The organism is Pseudomonas sp. MWU12-3088, from assembly GCF_023242405.1.
Classification (GTDB): domain Bacteria; phylum Pseudomonadota; class Gammaproteobacteria; order Pseudomonadales; family Pseudomonadaceae; genus Aquipseudomonas; species Aquipseudomonas kribbensis.
Window position 1 is genome coordinate 464832 of record NZ_JALJEA010000003.1, and the last position, 22637, is coordinate 487468.

General features: G+C 61.7%; 18 protein-coding genes and 1 pseudogene. 7 read left to right on the plus strand and 12 right to left on the minus strand.

Annotation, left to right across the window (positions count from 1 at the left end; translation table 11 throughout):
• Positions 1-104 precede the first annotated feature (104 nt).
• From M5B98_RS28815 to M5B98_RS10840, 3 genes and pseudogenes are all read right to left on the minus strand, one after another.
• A pseudogene (locus M5B98_RS28815) lies at positions 105-386 on the minus strand (PAS domain-containing protein); the annotation flags it as partial.
• Positions 387-536: 150 nt separating this feature from the next.
• Positions 537-764, minus strand: coding sequence for a hypothetical protein (locus M5B98_RS10835; RefSeq protein ID WP_114885412.1), 228 nt, complete (start codon positions 762-764; stop codon positions 537-539).
• Between the two features lie 134 nt (positions 765-898).
• Entirely contained in the window at positions 899-1258 is a 360-nt protein-coding gene (locus M5B98_RS10840; RefSeq protein ID WP_248742693.1) for a DUF6124 family protein, read from the minus strand.
• A 983-nt stretch (positions 1259-2241) separates the two neighbouring features.
• Between M5B98_RS10840 and M5B98_RS10845 the strand changes: the two genes are divergently transcribed.
• The 7 genes from M5B98_RS10845 (at position 2242) to M5B98_RS10875 (ending at position 12095) form a co-directional block, all read left to right on the plus strand.
• Positions 2242-3402 (plus strand): efflux RND transporter periplasmic adaptor subunit, encoded by a 1161-nt coding sequence (locus M5B98_RS10845; RefSeq protein WP_114885414.1) that lies wholly within the window; start codon positions 2242-2244, stop codon positions 3400-3402.
• Positions 3399-6500 carry a multidrug efflux RND transporter permease subunit gene (locus M5B98_RS10850; RefSeq protein ID WP_248742694.1) on the plus strand — a complete coding sequence of 1034 codons (3102 nt, stop codon included), beginning with the start codon at positions 3399-3401 and terminating at the stop codon, positions 6498-6500. Before M5B98_RS10845 ends, M5B98_RS10850 begins: the two co-directional genes overlap by 4 nt.
• Positions 6501-6508: 8 nt before the next feature.
• A complete protein-coding gene (locus M5B98_RS10855; protein WP_003228008.1) occupies positions 6509-7186 on the plus strand; it encodes a heavy metal response regulator transcription factor in 678 nt (225 codons plus the stop codon).
• Positions 7176-8540 carry a heavy metal sensor histidine kinase gene (locus tag M5B98_RS10860; RefSeq protein WP_114885418.1) on the plus strand — a complete coding sequence of 455 codons (1365 nt, stop codon included), beginning with the start codon at positions 7176-7178 and terminating at the stop codon, positions 8538-8540. The genes M5B98_RS10855 and M5B98_RS10860 overlap by 11 nt, the downstream gene beginning before the upstream one ends.
• 121 nt (positions 8541-8661) lie before the next feature.
• Positions 8662-8883 (plus strand): hypothetical protein, encoded by a 222-nt coding sequence (locus M5B98_RS10865; protein ID WP_085709734.1) that lies wholly within the window; start codon positions 8662-8664, stop codon positions 8881-8883.
• 196 nt (positions 8884-9079) lie between these two features.
• On the plus strand, positions 9080-10396 hold the full coding sequence (locus tag M5B98_RS10870) for an OprD family porin (protein ID WP_248742695.1): 1317 nt from the start codon (positions 9080-9082) through the stop codon (positions 10394-10396).
• Positions 10397-10586: 190 nt separating this feature from the next.
• A complete protein-coding gene (locus tag M5B98_RS10875) occupies positions 10587-12095 on the plus strand; it encodes a sensor domain-containing diguanylate cyclase (RefSeq protein ID WP_248742696.1) in 1509 nt (502 codons plus the stop codon).
• A gap of 61 nt (positions 12096-12156) precedes the next feature.
• Here M5B98_RS10875 and lpxC read toward each other — a convergent pair whose 3' ends face one another.
• From lpxC to murD, 9 genes are all read right to left on the minus strand, one after another.
• Complete coding sequence (lpxC, locus tag M5B98_RS10880; protein ID WP_065261513.1) at positions 12157-13068, minus strand: UDP-3-O-acyl-N-acetylglucosamine deacetylase; 912 nt, start codon at positions 13066-13068, stop codon at positions 12157-12159.
• 112 nt (positions 13069-13180) lie between these two features.
• Positions 13181-14377: a cell division protein FtsZ gene (gene ftsZ / locus M5B98_RS10885; RefSeq protein WP_085709356.1), complete on the minus strand. Its 1197-nt coding sequence runs from the start codon at positions 14375-14377 to the stop codon at positions 13181-13183.
• Positions 14378-14444: 67 nt separating this feature from the next.
• Complete coding sequence (gene ftsA, locus M5B98_RS10890) at positions 14445-15704, minus strand: cell division protein FtsA (protein ID WP_065261511.1); 1260 nt, start codon at positions 15702-15704, stop codon at positions 14445-14447.
• A 15-nt stretch (positions 15705-15719) separates the two neighbouring features.
• Positions 15720-16586: a cell division protein FtsQ/DivIB gene (locus M5B98_RS10895; protein ID WP_248742697.1), complete on the minus strand. Its 867-nt coding sequence runs from the start codon at positions 16584-16586 to the stop codon at positions 15720-15722.
• Positions 16587-16590: 4 nt separating this feature from the next.
• Positions 16591-17565: a D-alanine--D-alanine ligase gene (locus M5B98_RS10900; RefSeq protein WP_192552343.1), complete on the minus strand. Its 975-nt coding sequence runs from the start codon at positions 17563-17565 to the stop codon at positions 16591-16593.
• Positions 17562-19022: a UDP-N-acetylmuramate--L-alanine ligase gene (gene murC / locus M5B98_RS10905; protein WP_085709353.1), complete on the minus strand. Its 1461-nt coding sequence runs from the start codon at positions 19020-19022 to the stop codon at positions 17562-17564. The genes M5B98_RS10900 and murC overlap by 4 nt, the downstream gene beginning before the upstream one ends.
• Positions 19015-20085, minus strand: a complete 1071-nt coding sequence (murG, locus tag M5B98_RS10910; RefSeq protein WP_248742698.1) for an undecaprenyldiphospho-muramoylpentapeptide beta-N-acetylglucosaminyltransferase — start codon at positions 20083-20085, stop codon at positions 19015-19017. The genes murC and murG overlap by 8 nt, the downstream gene beginning before the upstream one ends.
• Positions 20075-21292 (minus strand): putative lipid II flippase FtsW, encoded by a 1218-nt coding sequence (gene ftsW, locus M5B98_RS10915; RefSeq protein ID WP_085709351.1) that lies wholly within the window; start codon positions 21290-21292, stop codon positions 20075-20077. Before ftsW ends, murG begins: the two co-directional genes overlap by 11 nt.
• Entirely contained in the window at positions 21289-22635 is a 1347-nt protein-coding gene (gene murD, locus M5B98_RS10920; protein ID WP_114885424.1) for a UDP-N-acetylmuramoyl-L-alanine--D-glutamate ligase, read from the minus strand. Before murD ends, ftsW begins: the two co-directional genes overlap by 4 nt.
• Positions 22636-22637: the final 2 nt, after the last annotated feature.

Genomic DNA, 22637 nt, shown 5'->3' on the forward strand with positions numbered 1-22637 from the left:
GCCCGTTCTGCTGCAGCGATCTGCCGCGCATCCGGCCGCGTGCGTACCGACTGAAACTCCACCGCCGCACCGTTCTGCGTGACCGGCGTGACATAGGCACTGACCCAGTAGTGATCACCGTTCTTGCAACGATTCTTCACCAGCCCCATCCACGACCGCCCGCGCTTGAGCGTCTGCCACATATGGGCAAACGCCTGCGCCGGCATGTCCGGATGACGCAACAGGTTATGCGGCGTGCCCAGCAGCTCGTCACGGCTGTAACCGCTGATCTTGATGAAGTCGTCGTTGGCGTAGGTGATCGCGCTGGTCAGATCGGTGGTCGAGAGAATGTTCGCATCCGGCGCAACATCGACATTGCGCCCGGTCACCGGGAGATTGATCTTCATGGAAAGCGCGCTCGTTTTATTGGAAAGAGTCGGCAGGGCTGCTGACTCTAAGCGCACTAATCGGTTAAACGTTGATCTGGCTCAGGAACTGAGCAATTAGCCATCACTGTGACCGAAAATCACAGACGATGGCTGCAGGAGGGAAGTGAATCAGCGCTTGCCCATCGAACGACGAGTGCCCGACGGCGCCACACCCGGGGTCCTGGCGTGACGATCACCGTCCTTGCCCTTGAACTGCGGCTGCTTGGCGGCTTTGGCGGCGGCCAGTTCACCTGGCTTGAACGGAAACTTGAACGCAGGAATGGTCGGCTTGGATTCGCCGGCCTCGGCCAGCTCTGCCGGGACATCGCTCACAGCGTTGTCGATTGGGGAAGTCATGAAAGCTCCGGGAAGCAAAAAGTCCGGCCCGGTGGATGAGCCGCGAAGGCGCGCAGTATACCTGTGCGCGCGGACTTTAAAGAGCCCCCGAAAGGGCATGACCGGTGCCTTTTCGGGACTCTTCGACTAGCGGATCACGTCTGCGGATCTACCCGATCCAGCGCCCGGTTCACCGCCAGCTCGGCCAGCATGATGATCTGCTGGATGCCGAGCGCCGTACTGCGTTGCGGGCCCGTGAGTTCATTGGCGAAATTACTGGCGATGGTACTGGCCGAGGCCAGGGATTCGCAGGCATTGGCCAGCAGGCTTTCGGTGTCGACGTTGGGAGTGACCATATACATCGTGCTCGGGCGCGGCTTGGAAGGATTGGGGCAGAGGTAGTAGTCGAGGGCGCGTTTGATGGCTTCGCGGTTACGGGCGAGGTCTTCGGCGCGCATGGCTTCTTCGAGTGGGGTGGATGATTCGAGGGGTGGGTCGGGTATCAGTTTGTCCATGAAGAACTCCTACTTGGCTATGGAGCCATCCCTTGTCGTTTCCACACGACAAAAGGTGGCAGCTGTACGCAGGGTGGAAAACCGATAAGTAGGCAACCGGCCAGACCGAAGTCTGCCTGCGCACAGCCGCCGCGACGCAGTTTGCAGACGAAAGAAGACGTCGGCAACGATTACGGAGAGATGCTTTGCAACTACTTGAAATCAGGTTTCCACACCTGTTCGCTGAATTGGCAGCGACAGCCAAAGACTAGAGAGCGTGCTTCCGACGGACAACCTGAAAACGTTGTGGGAAGGGTCCGGAGTTGTTGTTGAAATTTAAACAACTTCAAGAGCAGCCCTCACCCTAGCCCTCTCCCGGAGGGAGAGGGGACTGACCGAGGTGTTTGGTAGAGGTACGCCGACGTGAAAGACCGAGGTGAACTCAGTTTTAAAAAGCACATAAGCCGTCCCCATCACCCTCGGCAGAGAGCTGAGGTCAGCAAATCCAACAAAGAAAAAAAGCCGACCGCACGCTCTTCACCACTCAAAACGATGAGCGTTAGCTCGAGTAAAGCTTTTGACGTGCCGGCCCCATCGGAAGGCTGAGTGGAGGGATTTATCCGGGGGTGGGCGCGCAGCGCCGTTTGGCGAAGCCAAACACATCGAGAGGAGGTGCAGCGAAGCAAACCGGAGGCGATGCCCCCGGATGAATCCCGGAACGAAGGAACGCCGAGCCACAGCGAGGCGCCGAACGCCGGGGCCCAGACCTTTGGTTCCTTTGGGGCGTTTGCCAAAGGGACTCGCCGTAAGGGCGAAACCGCCAGCCGCAACGCCCGAAGAAACGGATATTCACAAAGAACACCCAAAGCATGGTCGGCCCAAAGGCCGCCAAGTCAAAAGCCGAAACTGACAGCGCCGTCAGTTAGCCGTCACCCTCCTGACCCCCAAACAAGTTTATAAAGAACCAACCTGCCCAAACCCCGTCCCCCTGGCGCCCCACAAGCATGCAAATCCAGAAGAAAAAGGCCCTGCTCGCCACCCTGCTGATCGCCCTCGCAGCCGCCGGCCTGTGGTATGCGATAAAACCCGCACCGGCCAAACTGGCCGCCCCGACTGCGATCCCGGTCAGGGTCGTCGCCGTCAGCGAAAAAGACGTCCCCCGCTACACCAGCGGCATCGGCTCGGTGCTTTCGTTGCACAGCGTGGTGGTACGTCCACAGATCGACGGCATCCTCACCAAACTGCTGGTCAAAGAAGGTCAACTGGTCAAACAGGGCGACCTGCTCGCCACCATCGATGACCGCTCGATCCGCGCCAGTCTCGATCAGGCCCGCGCGCAACTGGGCGAAAGCCAGGCACAGCTGCAAGTGGCGCTGGTCAACCTCAAGCGCTACAAACTGCTCAGCGTCGACGACGGTGTCTCCAAGCAAACCTACGACCAGCAACAGGCACTGGTCAACCAGCTCAAGGCCACCGCCCAGGGCAATCAGGCCTCGATTGACGCGGCGCAGGTACAACTTTCCTACACCCAGATTCGCTCCCCGGTCACCGGTCGCGTCGGCATTCGCACGGTCGACGAAGGCAACTTCCTGCGCATGACCGACACCCAAGGCCTGTTCACCGTGACCCAGATCGACCCGATCGCCGTCGAGTTTTCCCTGCCCCAGCAAATGCTGCCGACCCTTCAGGGCCTGATCAGCGATCCGCAGCGCGCCCAGGTCAAGGCCTACATCGGCGCCGACACCGACGGTGAAACCGGCAACCTGCTGGGCGAAGGTCACCTGACCCTGATCGACAACCAGATCAACGCCAACACCGGCACCATCCGCGCCAAGGCCGAATTCGACAACCCCAACCAGAAACTCTGGCCCGGCCTGCTGGTGACGGTAAAGATTCAGACGGCACTGGATAAAGATGCGCTGGTGGTTCCGCCCACCGTCGTACAGCGGGGCCTCGATCAACACTTCGTGTACCGGGTCAACGGCGACAAGGTTGAAGCGGTGCAAGTACAAATGGTCTATCAGGGCAGCGGTCAGGACATCATCAAAGGCGTGAACCCCGGCGACGTATTGGTCAGTGATGGCCAGTCACGGCTCAAGCCCGGTTCGACCGTGCAGGTCATGAGCGAACCGCCGCAGGTGGTGCAAGCGGAGCCAAAGCCATGAAGCAGCACAAAGGCGTTTCGACCTGGTGCATCGATCACCCGGTGGCGACAATTCTGCTGACCATCGCGCTGGTGCTGGTCGGGGTGATTGCCTTCCCGCGCCTGCCGATTGCCCCGTTGCCGGAAGCGGAATTTCCGACCATTCAGGTCTCCGCCCAACTGCCCGGCGCCAGCCCGGACACCATGGCGTCGTCCGTGGCCACGCCGCTGGAGGTGCAATTCAGCGCCATCCCCGGCATGACCCAGATGACCTCCAGCAGTGCGCTGGGCTCCAGCCTGCTGACCCTGCAATTCACCCTCGACAAGAGCATCGATACCGCCGCCCAGGAAGTGCAGGCCGCGATCAACACCGCTGCCGGCAAACTGCCGAAAGACATGCCGACCCTGCCGACCTGGAAGAAGGTGAACCCGGCCGACAGCCCGGTGCTGATCCTCAGCGTCAGTTCCACGCAGATGCCCGGCACCGAACTCAGTGACCTGGTGGAAACTCTGCTGGCCCGTCAGATCAGTCAGATCGACGGTGTAGGCCAGATCAACATCACCGGTCAGCAACGTCCGGCGATTCGCGTACAGGCCTCGGCGGACAAACTGGCGGCCATCGGCCTGACCCTTGCGGACATTCGTCTGGCGATCCAGCAGACCAGCCTCAACCTCGCCAAAGGTGCGTTGTACGGCGAATCGAGCATTTCCACGCTGTCGACCAACGACCAGCTGTTCCACCCCGAGGAATACAGCCAGCTCATCGTTTCCTACAAGGATGGCGCCCCGGTTCACCTGAAAGATGTCGCCAAAGTCGTCAACGGTTCGGAAGATGCCTACGTGCAAGCCTGGGCCGGCGATCAACCCGGTGTGAACCTGGTGATCTCCCGCCAGCCGGGGGCCAACATCGTCGAGACCGTGGACCGCATCCAGGCCGCCCTGCCCGGCCTCGAAGCCATGCTGCCGGCCTCGGTGCAGGTCAAGGTGCTGATCGACCGCACCCAGACCATTCGCGCCTCCCTGCATGAAGTGGAAATCACCCTGCTGATCGCGATCCTGCTGGTGGTGGCGGTGATGGCGCTGTTCCTGCGTCAGTTGTCGGCGACGATGATTGTGTCGGCGGTGCTCGGTGTGTCGCTGACCGCCAGTTTCGCCTTGATGTACCTGCTCGGTTTCAGCCTGAACAACCTGACACTGGTGGCCATCGTCGTGGCGGTAGGTTTCGTGGTCGACGATGCGATCGTGGTGGTGGAAAACATTCACCGCCATCTGGAGGCCGGCGACAGCATGCGCGAAGCGGCGGTCAAGGGTGCCGGGGAAATCGGTTTCACTGTGGTCTCCATCAGTTTCTCGCTGGTGGCAGCGTTCATTCCGTTGCTGTTCATGGGCGGTGTGGTCGGACGGCTGTTCAAGGAGTTCGCTCTGACGGCGACCTCGACCATCATGATTTCCGTGGTGGTGTCGCTGACCCTCGCGCCGACGCTGGCCGCGCTGTTCATGCGCAAACCGGTGCATCACGCCCATGACAAACCGGGCTTCAGCGAACGCCTGCTCGGCTGGTACGAAAAAGGCCTGCGTCGCGCCCTCGCTCACCAGAAACTGATGATCGGCGTGTTCGGTGTCTCGGTTGCGCTGGCCATCGGCGGCTACATCTTTATCCCCAAAGGTTTCTTCCCGGTGCAGGACACCGGTTTCGTCCTCGGTACGACGGAAGCCGCTGCGGACATCTCCTACAGCGATATGGTGAAAAAGCACCTGGCGATGGCGGAAATCGTCGCCGCCGATCCCGCCGTGCAGGCGTTTTCCCATTCGGTGGGCGTGTCCGGCAGCAACCAGACCATCGCCAACGGCCGCTTCTGGATCGCCCTGAAAAAACGCGGAGATCGCGATGTATCGGCCAGCCAGTTCATCGACCGCATCCGTCCGCAGTTGATGAAAGTCCCCGGCATAGTGCTGTACCTGCGCGCCGGCCAGGACATCAACCTCAGCTCCGGTCCGAGCCGTGCGCAGTATCAATATGTGCTCAAGAGCAACGACGGGCCGACGCTCGCCACCTGGACCCAGAAGCTCACGGAAAAACTGCGCAGCATCCCGGCGTTCCGTGACATTTCCAACGACCTGCAACTGGGCGGCAGCATCACCCACATCAGCATCGACCGCAGCGCCGCCGCGCGTTTCGGCCTGACTGCCAGTGATGTCGACGAGGCGCTATACGACGCCTTCGGTCAGCGGCAGATCAACGAGTTCCAGACCCAGGTCAACCAGTACAACGTGATCCTGGAACTGGACACCGCGCAGCGCGGCAAGGCCGAAAGCCTCAACTATTTCTACCTGCGCTCGCCGCTGAGCGGGGAAATGGTGCCGCTGTCGGCGCTGGCCCGATTCGATGCACCAACCATCGGCCCGCTGTCGATTGCCCACGACGGCATGTTCCCGGCCGCCAACCTGTCGTTCAACCTGGCGCCCGGTGTGGCGTTGGGCGATGCGGTGATCCTGCTCAACCAGGCCAAGGCCGAGATCGGTATGCCGACCGCGATCAGCGGCAATTTCCAGGGTGCGGCCCAGGCGTTCCAGAGCTCGCTGGCCAGCCAGCCATGGCTGATTCTCGCGGCGTTGGTTGCGGTGTACATCATTCTGGGTGTGCTCTACGAGAGCTTCGTCCATCCGCTGACGATCATCTCGACCTTGCCGGCGGCGGGTCTGGGTGCGGTGATCATGCTGTGGATCTGCGGCCAGGACTTTTCGATCATGGCGCTGATCGGGCTGGTGTTGCTGATCGGTATCGTCAAGAAGAACGGCATCCTGATGATCGACTTCGCCCTCGAAGCCCAGCGTCATCGTGGACTGGCACCCCAGGATGCGATTTTCGAAGCCTGCCTGACGCGGTTCCGGCCGATCATCATGACCACCCTCGCCGCCCTGCTCGGCGCCCTGCCGCTTATGCTCGGCTACGGCACCGGCGCCGAACTGCGCCAGCCGCTGGGGATAGCGGTCGTGGGCGGCCTGCTGGTGAGCCAGATGCTGACGCTGTTCACCACGCCGGTCATATACTTGTGGCTTGAGCGGCTGTTCCACAAGCCCAAACCAGCGCCCGTCGCGGCGCTGGCAACGACAGACTGAGGCGGGTCATGCGCGTCCTGATTATCGAAGACGAAGAGAAAACCGCGGACTATTTGCACCGCGGCCTGACGGAACAGGGTTACACCGTGGATCTGGCCCGCGACGGCGTCGAGGGCCTGCACCTGGCGCTGGAAAGCGACTACGCGGTGATCGTCCTCGACGTCATGCTGCCGGGCCTCGATGGCTTTGGCGTGCTGCGCGCCTTGCGTGCGCGCAAACAGACGCCGGTGATCATGCTTACCGCCCGCGAACGGGTCGAAGACCGGATCCGGGGTTTGCGTGACGGCGCCGACGATTACCTCGGCAAGCCGTTTTCCTTCCTCGAACTGGTGGCGCGCCTGCAAGCGCTGACCCGGCGCAGCGGTGGCCATGAACCGGTGCAAGTGAGCATCGCCGACCTGTGGATCGATCTGATCAGCCGCAAGGCCACCCGCGCCGGCACCCGTCTGGATCTGACGGCGAAAGAGTTTTCGCTGCTCAGCGTACTGGCCCGGCGTCAGGGTGAAATCCTCTCGAAGACCGCGATTGCGGAGATGGTCTGGGACATCAATTTCGACAGCGACGCCAATGTCGTCGAAGTCGCGATCAAGCGCCTGCGGGCCAAGCTCGACGGACCGTTTGACGAGAAACTGCTGCACACCATTCGTGGCATGGGTTATGTGCTGGAGAGCCGCGGTGTCCAGTAACTCCATCGCCCTGCGCCTGAGCGGCATGTTCACGCTGGTGGCGCTGCTGGTGTTTCTGTTGATCGGCGGTGCGCTTTATCAACAAGTGGACAAAGGTTTGGGGCTGCTACCGGAAGCCGAGCTGGATGCGCGCTACAGCGTGCTCGAATCCACCGTCGGCCGTTACGGCACGCCCGAGCATTGGGTCAAGATCAACAGCAAACTCAAGCTGCTCGGCGAAGAAGACAAGCGCATCAGTTTCTGGATCAGCAGCGGCGATCCGCAGTACGAGTACGGCGATTTCACCCCGCAGATTCGCGAATTCGCCAATGGTCCGCTGGGCATGCGCGACCTGCAATTGCCCGGTCAGCCCTACCCGTTGAAAGTGCTGGTCAGCCAGTTCCCGGCCAAGGATCAACGCCCCCCCCTGCGCTTCATGATCGGCATCGACACCGAGACCTTTCACCAGACCCAGCACAACCTGCTGATCGCCTTGATCGGCCTGGCAATTGTCGGCGTGCTTCTGGCCTCGGCGCTGGGTTACTGGGTGGCGCGAATCGGCCTCAAGCCGCTGATCAAACTCTCCCACGAGGCCCAGCGCCTGGCGCCGCCGCTGCGGGCCGGACGCTTGCGTCTGTCGCCGTTGCCGCCGGAACTGGAACAGTTTGTCGACTCGTTCAACTCGACGCTGGAGCGGGTTGAACAAGCTTATTCACGGCTGGAATCCTTCAATGCCGACGTCGCCCATGAACTGCGTTCGCCGCTGACCAATCTGATCGGCCAGACCCAGGTCGCCCTGACGCGCGGGCGCTCCGCCGAGCATTATTTCGAAGTGCTGCAATCCAACCTCGAAGAGCTGGAACGCCTGCGCTCGATCATCAATGACATGCTGTTTCTGGCCAGCGCCGATCAGGGCAGCAAGGCCACCAAACTGACCTCGACGTCGCTGGCCGACGAAGTGGCGACCACCCTCGAATACCTCGATTTCATCCTCGAAGATGCACAGGTTCAGGTCCATGTGAGTGGCGACGCACAGGTGCAGATCGAGATCGCTCATCTGCGCCGGGCGCTGATCAATCTGCTGAGCAACGCGGTGCAGCACACCGCGCCGGGACAGGTGATCGAAGTGCAGATCACGGTCGAGGAACATCAGGTCAGTATCGGCGTGGCCAACCCCGGTGCGCCGATTGCCAGCGAGCATTTGCCACGGCTGTTCGAGCGCTTCTACCGGGTCGATGCGTCGCGCAGCAACAGTGGCAATAACCATGGGTTAGGGCTGGCGATCGTCAAGGCAATTGCGCTGATGCATGGGGGGGATGTGTTTGTGCGCAGTGATCGGGGGATGAACACTTTTGGTATTCACCTTCCGGTCTGAAGACGGGGATCGTTGCCATTCCCGCAACAGTCATTTATGAAAATCACGCTGTTTCCCGATGCCCGGCGATCTTATCTTTGCCCGCACCAAACAGCACTTGCCAAGCAAGAAGGTTTTCAAGATGTCCAACAGTATGGGTATTGCCAGCGCTTTCGTTTTGTCCTCATTGATCCTGTCGCCGATGGCGATGGCTGAAGAATCGCAGTCGTTCGTAGCGCAGAATGCCGCTCGCGCTCACGCATTCGAACAGCATCAGGCAGAAGTGATGGCCAAGGCCCAAGACGCCACGCAAGCCCCTCAGGCCGCAACTTCCCAGGCTCAGGCAGCCGAGAAAGACAGCTGAGTCACGCACCACGCAACGTTTCCCTCGACGCGGTTGTTTGGCTCTTCCCGTTCAACCGTCGTCCTTCCAGGCCACTGATTTTCAGTGGCCTTTTTTCGTTGTGGTGTGAAAGCGGTCCGGTTCGTCTCTTACAATTAGAAACATCCCGCACCTCAAGACATTGAAGTGTCAGTTGACCCAAGGAGCTTTACCGCAAGTGCGTTACCCAGTCCGCTTTACCCCGCTGTTCATTGCAATCGCCGCAACGATTGCCCCCACCGCCCACTCCGCCGAAGCCGAAAAGGAAGGTTTCGTCGAAGGTTCGAGCCTCAATCTCAACGCCCGCAACTACTACATGAATCGCAACCGCCTGCAGCAGACGGACGACAACATCGAGTGGGGCCAGGGTTTCCTCGGCAAATTCCAGTCGGGCTACACCGAAGGCACGGTCGGTTTCGGCATCGATGCCCACGCCATGCTCGGGCTGAAACTCGACGGCGGTGGCGGTACGGACAACTCCAGCATCCTGCCGGTCAGCGATGGCAACGGCAAAGCGCCGGGCTCGTTCTCCACGGCGGGCGGTACGCTGAAAATGCGCGCGTTCGATACCGAGCTGAAGGCCGGTGACCTGTTCCTCACCAACCCGGTGATCGCCGGCGGTGAAAGCCGCATGCTGCCGCAGACCTTCCGAGGTGTCAGCCTGACCAACCACAGCTTCGACGGCTGGATGATCGAAGGCGGCCAGGCCAGCTTCACCAAGCCGTACAACCAGAGCGGCCACAAACGCATCGGCACCTCGTACGGCACATTGGCCGAGGGCGATAAAAGCCAGCACCTGAATTGGGCCGGTGTGTCCTGGAGCGGCATCGAAGGCCTGACCAGCAACCTGTACGCCGCCGAGCTGAAGGACATCTGGAACCAGTACTACTACGACCTCGACTACACCTGGGCGCTGAACGATCTGGTGACCCTCAACCCGGGCCTGCACTTCTATCACACCCAGGACACCGGCGACGCGCTGCTGGGCAACATCGACAACAACACCTACAGCCTGCATTTCACCGTCGGCATCGGCAGCCACAGCGTCACCGCCGCGTACCAGCGGGTCAACGGCAACACGCCGTTCGACTACATCAGCCAGGGCGACAGCATCTACCTCGACAACTCCCAGCAATACTCGGACTTCAACGGCCCGAACGAGCGCTCGTGGAAACTCAAGTACGCCTATGACTTCGCGGGCCTCGGCCTGCCGGGCCTGACTTCGGCGGTGTCCTACTCCCGAGGTACGCTGGACCTGACCAAGGTCGACCCGGACAGCAAGGGCTACGCCTCGTGGTACAGCGCCGAAGGCCGCAACGCCAAGCACTGGGAACGCGACATCGACCTCAAGTACGTGGTGCAGAGCGGCCAGGCCAAAGACCTGGCGGTACGTCTGCAGTGGGCGACCAACCGTGGCGGCAACGGTTACGGCGCGCTGGACACTGACACAGATGAATACCGAGTGATCATCGACTACCCGATCAACGTCTTCTAAGATCGGCGCTAAGCTGAGGATGGCCTGCCTGAACAGGCAGGCCACTTACACTGTGGGAGCGAGCCTGCTCGCGATAACGGAGTGTCAGTAACAGGAATGCTGACTGATTCACCGCTATCGCGAGCAGGCTCGCTCCCACATTGTTATCCACAGGCCTACTCTTAGAAGAATCCATCACCGATAGCCAACCATGATCGCGAGCCGTACCCCACCCGCCACGGGCAAGACCGGACGTCCCGAGCTGCTGCTGATTCTCGGTAGTCTGCTGAGCGTGTTCGCGATTGTGTGCATCGTCACTTTTCTGCTGATTCGCGAGCACGCCAATGCTCAGGAGTCGGCGACTCGCAGCGCCACCACCATCGCCCAACTGATCGACGCCGACGTGCTGCGCACCGTCGAACTGTACGACCTGACCCTGCAAGGGCTGATCGCCGCCGCCCAGCGCGACGACCTGAAAAACGTGTCGCCGCAGATCCGCCACCTGGCGCTGTTTGATCGCTCCACGACTGCGCGCTTCAAGGGCGATATCCTGCTGCTCGACAAACACGGCGAGGTCATCGCCGACTCCTCCCGGGTCGAACCGCTGCCGGGCAATTTCGCCGACCGCGATTACTTCCTCGCCCACGCCTTCAACCGCGACACCGGCATGTTCATCAGCCGCCCGTTCAAACCCCGTTGCGATTGCGACGACGCCAACCAGTGGCGCATCAGTTTCAGCCGGCGCATTTCCTCGGACACCGGGGAATTCCTCGGCGTAGCGGTGGCGTCAATGAAGCTCGATTACTTCGACCAGTTGTTCAACAGCCTCGACATCGGTGTCGACAGCACCCTGAACATCATCAACAACGACGGCATCCTGCTGGCCCAGAAGCCTTATCTGCAAAGTGATTCGATCGGCAAGAGCTTCGCCGCCCGTCCCAATGTGGTGCGGATTCTGCGCGACCGCAGCGGCAATGGCAGTTTCAACAGCATTTCGAGCATGGATCACCAGCAGCGGCTGTACACCTATTCCCAGGTCGGCAACCTGCCACTGACCGTGATCGTTGCACTATCAAGTGAGGAAGTGTTCGGCGCGTGGAAGCGCACGGCGATACTGATCAGCGGCGCCACCGGCGTACTCTGCCTCGGCCTGCTGTGGCTGACCTGGCTGCTGGCCCGGGAGCTGCGTCTGCGCCAGCGCGCCGAACGAGAACTGGCGCAACTGGCCGCCACCGATGCCCTGACCGGTGTCGCCAACCGGCGCATGCTTGATCAGTCGTTGCGGCACGAGTGGTTTCGCGCCCAACGCTCGGGCAAATCGCTGTCGTTGTTGATGATCGACGCCGATCACTTCAAGGCCTTCAACGACCGGCATGGTCATCAGGCCGGGGATCAGGCCCTGCGTGAACTGGCCAGGGTCATTACCGCCAATGTGCGACGCCCGGCAGATCTGGTGGCGCGTTATGGCGGTGAAGAGTTCTCGGTGATCCTGGCCGAGACCGACAGCGTCGGCGCGCAGCAGATAGCCGAGCATGTGCGGGCTGCGGTCGAGCAATTGCCGCGTATGGAGGGCGATGAAATGCCGATGACGGTGAGCATCGGTATCAGCACCTGGACAGTGGTGAGTGAAATCAGTCTGGAGCAACTGTTGTTCGCGGCGGACCGGGCGCTTTATCAGGCCAAGGAAGGTGGCCGGAACCGGGTGGTTCTGGCGTCCTGAAAACAGGCATAAAAAAAGGCCACCCAAAGGTGGCCTTCAAAAAACTAGAGAGGTTTTTTACTTACACTGCCGCAACCGGGCGCATGTAAGAGATCGGTGCAGTGCTGGCGTCTTCGAACGTCACGACTTCCCAGGCATCTTTCTGCTCAATCAGTTTGCGCAGAAGCTGGTTGTTCAGTGCGTGGCCGGACTTGAAGCCCTTGAACTCACCAATCAGGCTGTTGCCCAGCAGGTACAGGTCGCCAATTGCATCGAGGATCTTGTGCTTCACGAATTCGTCTTCATAGCGAAGGCCGTCTTCGTTCAGTACGCCATCGGCATCGACCACGATTGCGTTTTCAACGCTGCCGCCGAGTGCGAGGTTGTGCTTGCGCAGGTACTCGATGTCACTCATGAAACCGAAAGTACGGGCGCGGCTGACTTCTTTTACGAACGAAGTGCTGGAAAAATCCACGCTTGCACTTTGGGTGCGGTCCCGGAAAACCGGGTGATCGAAATCGATCTCGAAGCTCACCTTGAATCCGTCGAAAGGGACGAAGGTGGCGCGCTTGTCGCCGTCTTCCACTGTCACTTCACGCAGGATGCGGATGAATTTCTTGGCGGCGTCCTGTTCTTCCAGGCCTGCCGATTGAATCAGGAATACGAAAGGTCCTGCGCTACCGTCCATGATCGGGACTTCGGACGCGGAGAGCTCGACGTAGGCGTTATCGATGCCCAGGCCAGCCATGGCCGAGAGCAAGTGCTCTACCGTGTCCACTTTGACGTCGCCGTTAATCAGCGTCGTCGACATAGTGGTTTCACCGACGTTTTCCGCGCGGGCAGGAATCTGCACCACAGGGTCGAGGTCAGCGCGACAAAACACAATGCCAGTGTCGACAGGCGCAGGCTTGAGGGTCAGGTAGACCTTCTCCCCGGAGTGCAGGCCTACACCTGTGGCACGGATAATATTTTTCAGTGTGCGTTGTTTAATCATGGCTTGGGCCGCTTCAGCGCAAATTGCGAACTGGTATCAACAAAGGCTGGCGATAATAGCAGACCGAGCCTTTGCTGAACACCAATCACCTTCATAGCCCTGATACATTCCATCAATCAGCCTGACGACGCAGGAAAGCCGGGATGTCCAGGTAGTCCAGGTCATCTTGCGGATTCATCTTCGCGGCAGTCGCAGCACCGGCCTGAGCCTGGTTGCGCATGACGGTCGGACGGTCCAGGTCACGGTAGTTCACGGCAGGTTGTTCCTGACGCGCAGGAGCCTGTTGCTGCACCGGAGCGGAAGCCATGGTGGTGTGAACGGTGTTGTCGATGACCTTCACAGGCTTCTCGATTTTCGCGCCCAGACCGGTGGCAACCACGGTCACGTGCAGCTCGTCGCGCATGTCCGGATCGATAACGGTACCGACCTTGACCATTGCGTGCTCGGAAGCGAAGGCTTCGATGATCGAACCCACGTCGGAGTACTCACCCAGGGACAGGTCAGGACCGGCGGTGATGTTCACCAGGATGCCGCGTGCGCCTTGCAGGTTCACGTCTTCCAGCAGCGGGTTGCGGATGGCCGCTTCGGTGGCTTCACGTGCACGGTTCGGACCGCTGGCGCAGCCAGTGCCCATCATCGCCATGCCCATTTCGCTCATCACGGTGCGTACGTCGGCGAAGTCGACGTTGATCATGCCCGGACGCTTGATGATGTCGGAGATACCGCGAACGGCACCGGCCAGTACATCGTCAGCCTTGGCGAAAGCCGACAAGAGGCTTGCGTCTTTACCGAGGATGGTCAGCAGCTTCTCGTTGGGAATGGTGATCAGCGAGTCGACGCTTTCGGAGAGCATGCGGATGCCTTCGTCGGCGATCTGCATACGCTTGCGGCCTTCGAACGGGAACGGACGGGTCACGACCGCAACGGTCAGGATGCCCATTTCCTTGGCCACTTCGGCGATGATCGGCGCTGCACCGGTACCGGTACCGCCGCCCATGCCGGTGGTGATGAACACCATGTTGGTGCCGGCCAGCACTTCAGCGATGCGCTCGCGATCTTCCAGCGCAGCCTGACGGCCGACTTCCGGGTTGGCGCCGGCGCCCAGGCCTTTGGTCACGCCGGTGCCCAGTTGCAGGATGGTCCGCGCGCCGATGTTTTTCAGCGCCTGAGCATCGGTGTTGGCGCAGATGAACTCGACGCCTTCGATGTTGCTCTTGACCATGTGGTTGACAGCGTTGCCGCCGCCACCGCCAACACCGATAACTTTGATTACCGGGCTTGCGGGGATGTTGTCTACGAGTTCGAACATTTTCCCTCTCCTTACATTCTCTAGTTTTTTCGCCTACTGCATTTTGTTGCGGTGTTGCGGTAAAGCTTTAGAAGTTGCCTTGAACCCACTTCTTCAAACGGTCCAGCAACGGCGCCTGCGGCTCATCGTTGCTGTAGCTGTCGCGGCTGCCGATGCCCGAGAACGAAATCCCGTCGGACTGCTTCTGCAGGCCGTACATCAACAAGCCCACGCCAGTGGAATAGATCGGGTTGCGCACCACGTCATCCAGGCCCTTCACGCCGTGCGGCACACCGAGGCGTACCGGCATGTGGAAGATTTCCTCGGCCAGTTCGGTGGCGCCTTCCATCTTCGACGTACCACCGGTCAGCACGATGCCGGCCGGGATCAGGTCTTCGTAGCCGCTGCGACGCAGTTCGGCCTGGATCAGGGTGAACAGTTCGTCGTAACGCGGCTCGACCACTTCGGCCAGGGCCTGACGGGACAGTTCGCGCGGCGGACGGTCGCCGACGCTCGGCACCTTGATGGTCTCGCCGGCACCGGCCAGTTTGGCCAGGGCGCAGGCGTAGCGGATCTTGATCTCTTCGGCGTACTGGGTCGGAGTGCGCAACGCCATGGCGATGTCGTTGGTCACCTGATCGCCGGCAATCGGGATCACAGCCGTGTGACGGATCGCGCCTTCGGTGAAGATCGCGATGTCGGTGGTGCCGCCGCCGATGTCGACCAGGCACACGCCCAGTTCTTTTTCGTCGTCGGTCAGCACCGAGTAGGCCGAAGCCAGTTGCTCGAGAATGATGTCGTCGATTTCCAGACCGCAGCGACGCACGCATTTTTCAATGTTCTGTGCCGCGTTGACGGCGCAGGTGACCACGTGGACCTTGGCTTCCAGACGCACGCCGGACATGCCCAGCGGCTCGCGCACGCCTTCCTGGTTATCGATCACGTAGTCCTGCGGCAGAGTGTGCAGCACGCGCTGGTCAGCCGGGATCGCCACGGCCTGGGCGGCGTCGAGTACGCGCTCCAGGTCAGCCGAGCTGACTTCGCGGTCGCGGATCGCCACGATGCCGTGGGAGTTCAGGCTGCGGATGTGATTGCCCGCCACGCCGACGAACGCCGAGTGAATGCGGCAGCCCGCCATCAACTGGGCTTCTTCGATCGCGCGCTGGATCGATTGCACGGTGGACTCGATGTTCACCACCACGCCTTTCTTCAGGCCGCGGGACGGATGGGTACCGATCCCGACGATATCGAGCGTGCCGTCGTCCGCAACCTCGCCGACCAGCGCCACCACCTTGGAGGTGCCGATATCGAGACCGACGATCATTTTGCCGCTTTGCACGTTTGCCATGGGTCCTGCCTCTTCTTAATTCTTTGCGACAGCGGGTTGGGCTGTCGTCGGCGCTACTGGTTCCCGCCAGCCAACAGCGAGGCCGTTGGCGTAGCGCAGATCGATACGCGCAATGTTCGTAATCTGGTCTTTAAGCGTCTTGTCGTAGATGGCAATGAAGCGGCGCATCTTTTCCACCAGGTTGCCGCGTCCCAGCAGCAACTCGATGCCGGGGCCGGAACTGCCGGCACCGGTGGTCAGGAACCAGCTGCCACGTTCACGCAGTTCCAGGCGCGCGATCGAGAAGCCCAACGGCCGGAGCATCTGGCTCAGTACCTGGTATTGCTGCATCACTTGCTGCTGGGCCCGCTGCGGACCGAACAGCTGTGGCAGGTGTTCGTAGTTCGCCAGTTCCTTGGGCGTGAACGCCTGGCCCTGGTTGTTGAGCAGCGACTCGTCGCCCCAACGGGCCACGGGCAATTGCTCTTCGAGGCGGATCACCACCTGGTCCGGCCACACGCGACGGACTTCGGCGTGGGCGATCCACGGCATCTGCTCCAGTTCCGAGCGCATGCTGGCCAGGTCGATGGTGAAGAAGCTCGACGCCACGTACGGGGCGATTCGCTGCTGCACCGCCTGCTGGCTGATGTAGCTCAGGTCGCCCTGCACGGCGATCTTGGTGATCGGTCGGTCGGCATACGGCAGCAAACGCTGCGCACCTTCGTAGGTACCGAACCCGAGCACCACCAGCAGCACCGGCCAGAACAGACTTTTCAGAAAGCCGAAATTGGCTTTCGGCAGGCGCGCGGACATCGGCTCTTTGGCCACCATTCGGCTGGCACCCCGCGGCACCGGCTTGCGGCCGGGAGCAGGAGGCTGATGTCTGAGCTGTGCGCCTTGCATGGTCTTAACCTCGCGCCTCTTTATGGCCATCGGCATCGACACTGGCGGCCAGGATGGCCAGGACCAGTTGCTGGAAATCCAGACCGGCCGCTTTCGCCGCCATCGGTACCAGGCTGTGGTCGGTCATGCCGGGAGCCGTGTTGACTTCCAGGAACCAGAATTTGCCGTCGGCGTCCTGCATGACGTCCGCCCGGCCCCAACCGGCGATACCCAGCGCCTCGCAGGCTCGCGCCGTGAGGTCCATGAGTTCTTTTTCCTTGGCGGCATCGAGCCCGCACGGAATCCGATACTGGGTATCGTTGGCGATGTACTTGGCGTCGTAGTCGTAGAACGTGTGTGGCGTACCCAGGGCGATAGGAGGCAACACCTGGTCACGCAGGGTGGCGATGGTGAACTCCGGACCGTGGATCCATTGCTCGACCAACACTTGCGAATCGTAGGTACTGGCCGCTTTCCATGCGTCGATCAACTCGGACGCAGAACTCACTTTGGCCATCCCGATACTTGAACCTTCATGCGCCGGTTTGACGATCAAAGGGAAGCCCAGTTCCGTCGCTGCCGAAATACAATCGGCCTCGCTGCGCAGCACGGCGTGACGCGGCGTCGGAATACCGAGCGTGTGCCAGACCTGCTTGGTGCGCAGCTTGTCCATGGCCAGCGCCGACGCGAGGATGCCGCTGCCGGTGTAAGGAATGCCGGCCACTTCGAGCAGACCCTGCATGCTGCCGTCTTCACCGCCACGACCGTGGAGGATGATGAACGCGCGGTCGATTTTCTCGCTCAGCAGACGCTGCAGAATGTCCGCACCGACATCGATCCCGAACGCATCCACACCGGCGCTTTGCAGCGCAGAGAGCACGGCGTTGCCGGACTTCAGCGAGACTTCACGTTCGGCACTCAGGCCACCGAACAGCACGGCGACACGGCCGAAGTCTTTCGGGGCAATGGTGGAGAACAGGTTGGCGTAGGCAGCAGTCATTTCAACTTCCCCTCGACCGGTGCGGCCACGGCACCGGCGAACAGCTCGCTTTTCAACAGTTTCGGTGCGAGACCGCCGATATCACCGGCGCCCTGGCACAGCAGAATGTCGCCGGCACGCAGCAGCGGCTTGACCAGCGGCGCCAGATCGACGCCACGCTCGATGTAGATCGGGTCCAGCTGACCGCGCTGACGGATGCTGTTGCACAGCTTGCGGCTGTCGGCGCCCGGGATCGGCTCTTCGCCGGCCGGATAGACTTCCATCAGCAACAGCACGTTGGCATCGGCCAGTACATTGACGAAGTCGTCGTACAGGTCACGGGTGCGGCTGTAGCGGTGCGGCTGGTAGACCATCACCAGACGGCGCTCAGGCCAGCCACCGCGTACGGCCTTGATCACGGCCGCGACTTCGGTCGGGTGGTGACCGTAATCGTCGACCAGCATCACGTTGCCGCCGTCCACCGGCAGTTCGCCGTAGACCTGGAAGCGTCGGCCGACACCCTGGAATCCGGAAAGACCCTGGACGATGGCTTCATCGCTGACGCCCTCGTCGGTGGCGATGCAGATGGTCGCCAGGGAATTGAGCACGTTGTGGTTGCCCGGCATGTTCACGGACACATCCAGCGGCTCGCGATCAGGGCGCAGCACGGTGAAGAAGGTCTGCATGCCCTGCTGCCGCACATTGATGGCGCGCACGTCGGCATCTTCGCTGAAGCCGTAGGTCACGGTCGGACGCTTCACCAGCGGCAGGATTTCACGCACCACCGGATCGTCCAGGCACATCACCGCCAGACCGTAGAACGGCAGGTTGTGCAGGAACTCGACGAAGGTTTTCTTCAGTTTGTTGAAGTCACCGTCGTAGGTCGCCATGTGGTCGGCGTCGATGTTGGTCACCACGGCTACCAGCGGCTGCAAGTGCAGGAAGCTGGCGTCGCTCTCGTCGGCCTCGGCGATCAGGTAGCGGCTGGTGCCGAGCTGGGCATTGGTGCCCGCGGCATTCAGACGGCCACCGATGACGAACGTCGGGTCCAGGCCACCGGCAGCGAACACCGAAGCGATCAGGCTGGTGGTGGTGGTTTTGCCGTGGGTACCGGCGACGGCGATGCCGTGGCGGTAGCGCATCAGCTCGGCAAGCATCTCGGCACGTGGCACCACCGGAATACGGCGCTCAAGGGCAGTCGCGACTTCCGGGTTGGAAGTGTTCACGGCACTCGACACCACCAGCACGTCGGCGGCAGCGGCGTTCTCGGCACGGTGGCCGATGAAGATCTGTGCACCGAACGATTCCAGACGCTCGGTAACCGGCGAAGCCTTGAGGTCGGAGCCGGACACGGCGTAACCCAGGTTCAGCAGCACTTCAGCGATACCGCACATGCCCACGCCGCCGATCCCGACGAAGTGGATGCGACGGATGCGGCGCATTTCCGGTTGTGGCATGGCTTTCTGATTCTCAACCATGGGCCACCTCCAGACAGGTATCGACCACGCTGCGGGTGGCTTCGGGTTTTGCCAGACGGCGGGCCGCTCGGGCCATTTCTTCGAGACGTTGCGGTTGCATCAAGACCTCTGTCAGGCGCGCGGCGAGGTCCGCGGCACCAGTCGTTCTTTGCGGCATCAGGAAGGCAGCGCCTTCGCGGGCCAGATAATCGGCGTTGCGGGTCTGGTGATCGTCGATCGCATGGGGCAAGGGCACCAGCATCGACGGCAGACCGGCGGCGGCCAGCTCGCTGACGGTCAGTGCGCCGGCACGGCACACCACGATGTCAGCCCAGCCATAGGCCTGAGCCATGTCCTTGATGAAGGGCTGCACCTGCGCGTCCACGCCGGCGGCGCGGTAGCGCTCTGCAGTCACTTCATCGTGATTTTTGCCGGCCTGATGAAACACTTCCGGACGCAAATCGGCAGCGACTTGCGACAGGGCTTCAGGCAGCAACTTGTTCAACGGTTCTGCGCCCAGGCTTCCGCCCAGGATCAGCAAACGCGCCTTGCGTCCGGCCAGTGCCGCACGCGGTGTTTCGAGGAACAGCTCGCTGCGCACCGGGTTACCGGTGGTACGGCGGCTGTCCGACAGGGTAAAGGTGTCGGGGAACGCTTCACACACCCGGGCGGCGAACGGCACCAGCAACCGATTGGCGGTGCCGGCCACGGCGTTCTGTTCGTGAACGATCACCGGCACACCGGCCAGTTTGGCGGCGATGCCACCAGGACCGGTCACATAACCACCAAATCCGACCACGCACACCGGACGCAGACGGCGAATGATCGCCCGGGCCTGCAACACCGACTTCAGCAGCATGAACGGCGCCTTGAGCAGCGACAGCTTGCCCTTGCCGCGCAAGCCGGTGGCGTTGATGCGATGCAATTCAAGGCCGGCGGCCGGCACCAGATCGTTCTCGATCCCCCGTGGCGTGCCGAGCCAGTGCACGGTGTAGCCCCGCGCCTGGAATTCACGGGCACAGGACAGTGCCGGGAACACGTGGCCGCCGGTACCGCCGGCCATGATCAATACGTTAGCGCCCATGGTTCGGCTCCTCGGCGAAGTCGCTCTCATGGAATTCCATCTCTTCACTGCCCAGGTGGGTCCGGCTCTCCCACTCGATCCTCAGCAACAGGCCAAGGCAGGCGCAGCAGATCACCAGGGAACTGCCGCCATAACTGAGGAACGGCAAGGTCAGGCCCTTGGTCGGCAGCAGGCCGACGTTCACGCCGATGTTGATCAGGAACTGACCGATCCACAGGAACGACAGACCGTAGGCAACATAAGCGGCAAAAAACTGTTTGGCTTTTTCGGCCCACAGACCGATGTACATGCCGCGAATACACACGAACACGAACAGCGCCACGGTGCACAGCGACCCCACCGCGCCCAGCTCTTCGGCCAGTACCGAGAACACGAAGTCGGTGTGGGCTTCCGGCAGGTAGAACTGCTTCTGCACGCTGTTGCCCAGACCAACGCCCAGCCACTCGCCGCGACCGAAGGCGATCAAGGCCTGGGACAATTGATAACCGGCGCCGAACTGGTCGGCCCACGGGTCGGCAAAGTTGGTCAGACGCGCCATCCGGTACGGCTGCATCTGGATCAGCAACACCACCGCCGCCACCGCCAGCACCACCATCAGCGAGAACCGGAACAGTCCGACCCCGCCCAGGAACAGCATCGCTGCCGCAGCGCCCATCATTACGACGGTGGCGCCGAAGTCCGGCTCCATCAGCAACAGGCCCGCCATCGGCAGCAGCACGATGAACGGCTTGAAGAAGCCCATCCAGCTTTCGCGCACTTCCTTCTGACGACGTACCAGATAGCCGGCGAGGTAAATCACCACGAACACCTTGGCGATCTCGGACGGTTGCACGTTGAAGAAGCTGAAGCCGATCCAGCGCATCGAACCGTTAACCTCACGGCCGATCCCCGGGACGATCACCATCACCAACAGACCGAACGCACCGATCAGCATCATCCAGCCCAGGCGTTGCCAGGTGGCGATCGGGATCATCATGGTGACGATGCACGCGCCCAGGCCCAGCACCACGTAGATCAGGTGACGGGTCATGTAGTAGAGAGCGCTGCCCGACTGCACTGCACCCACCTCGGTGGATGCCGAGGCGATCATGATCAGGCCCAGGCCGAGCAGCGCCAGGCAACCGGCGAGCATCGGGAAGTCGAGGTCGATCCCGCGCCCGGTGATGATCGGCGACGGATACGGCTTGATGATGTTTCGCAGGCTCATGCCAGATCCTCCACGGCGCGGACGAACTGGTGACCACGGTCTTCGTAATTCTTGAACATGTCGAAACTGGCGCAGGCTGGCGACAGCAGCACCACGTCACCCGGTTGGGCGGCGGCGCGGCATTTTTCGACGGCGTCGATCAGTGTGGTGGCGCGGATCAGCGGCACGGCATCGCCGATGGCTTCGCCGATCTTGTCCGAATCACGGCCCATCAGGATCACGGCACGGCAATGGGCCGCCGCCGGATCACGCAGGTCCTTGAATTCGGCACCCTTGCCGTCGCCGCCGGCGATCAGCACGACCTTGCCGCTGATGTCAGCGCCCAGGCCTTCGATGGCCGCCAGTGCGGCACCAACGTTGGTGGCTTTGGAGTCGTTGTAGTAACCGACGCCGTCCAGGTCACGCACCCACTGACAGCGATGTTCGAGGCCGGCAAAGTTGCGCAGGGCCGCGAGCATGGCGTCGAACGGCAGACCGACCGCATGCCCGAGCGCCAGCGCCGCCAGGGCGTTGGACTGGTTGTGGGCGCCGCGAATTTTCAGTTCACGCACCGGCATCAGGTTCTGGAATTCGAAGGCCAGGTATTTCTCGCCGTTCTCTTCGCGCAGACCGAACGCCTTGAAATCGGGTTTGGTCAGGCCGAAGGTCCAGCATGGCTGGCCCTCGCCCATCAGCGGCCGGGTCAATGCATCCTGACGGTTGACCACGAACTGCTTCGCGCCACGGAAGATCCGGTGTTTGGCCAGGTGATAGGCCGGCAGACCGCTGTAGCGATCCATATGGTCTTCGCTGATGTTGAGCACGGTCGCCACTTCGGCGTTGAGCTGATCGGTGGTTTCCAGCTGGAAGCTCGACAGCTCCATCACGTACAGCTCGACGTCATCGCTGAGCAGGTCCAGCGCCGGCGTACCGAGGTTGCCGCCCACGGCCACGCGCTTGCCGGCCGCAGCCGCCATCTCGCCGACCAGGGTGGTGACGGTGCTTTTCGCGTTGGAACCGCTGATGGCCACGATCGGCGCCTTCGCGTTACGCGCGAACAGCTCGATGTCGCCGGACAGCTTCACGCCACGGGCCGCAGCGGCTTGCAGGGCCGGGGTCGCCAGCGCCAGGCCGGGGCTCACGTAGAGCTCGTCGGCACGGCACAGGAACTCGACGTCCAGCTCGCCACAACGCACTTCCACGTGCGGATAGTCACGCTGGAGCGTGGCCAGTTCCGGTGGATTTTCCCGCGTATCGGCCACCGCAAACGCCACGCCCCGGTTCGCCAGGAAACGAACCAGGGACATGCCGCTCTTGCCGAGGCCGACAACGATGCGGAAGTGGTCAGAAGCGATCAGAGACACTC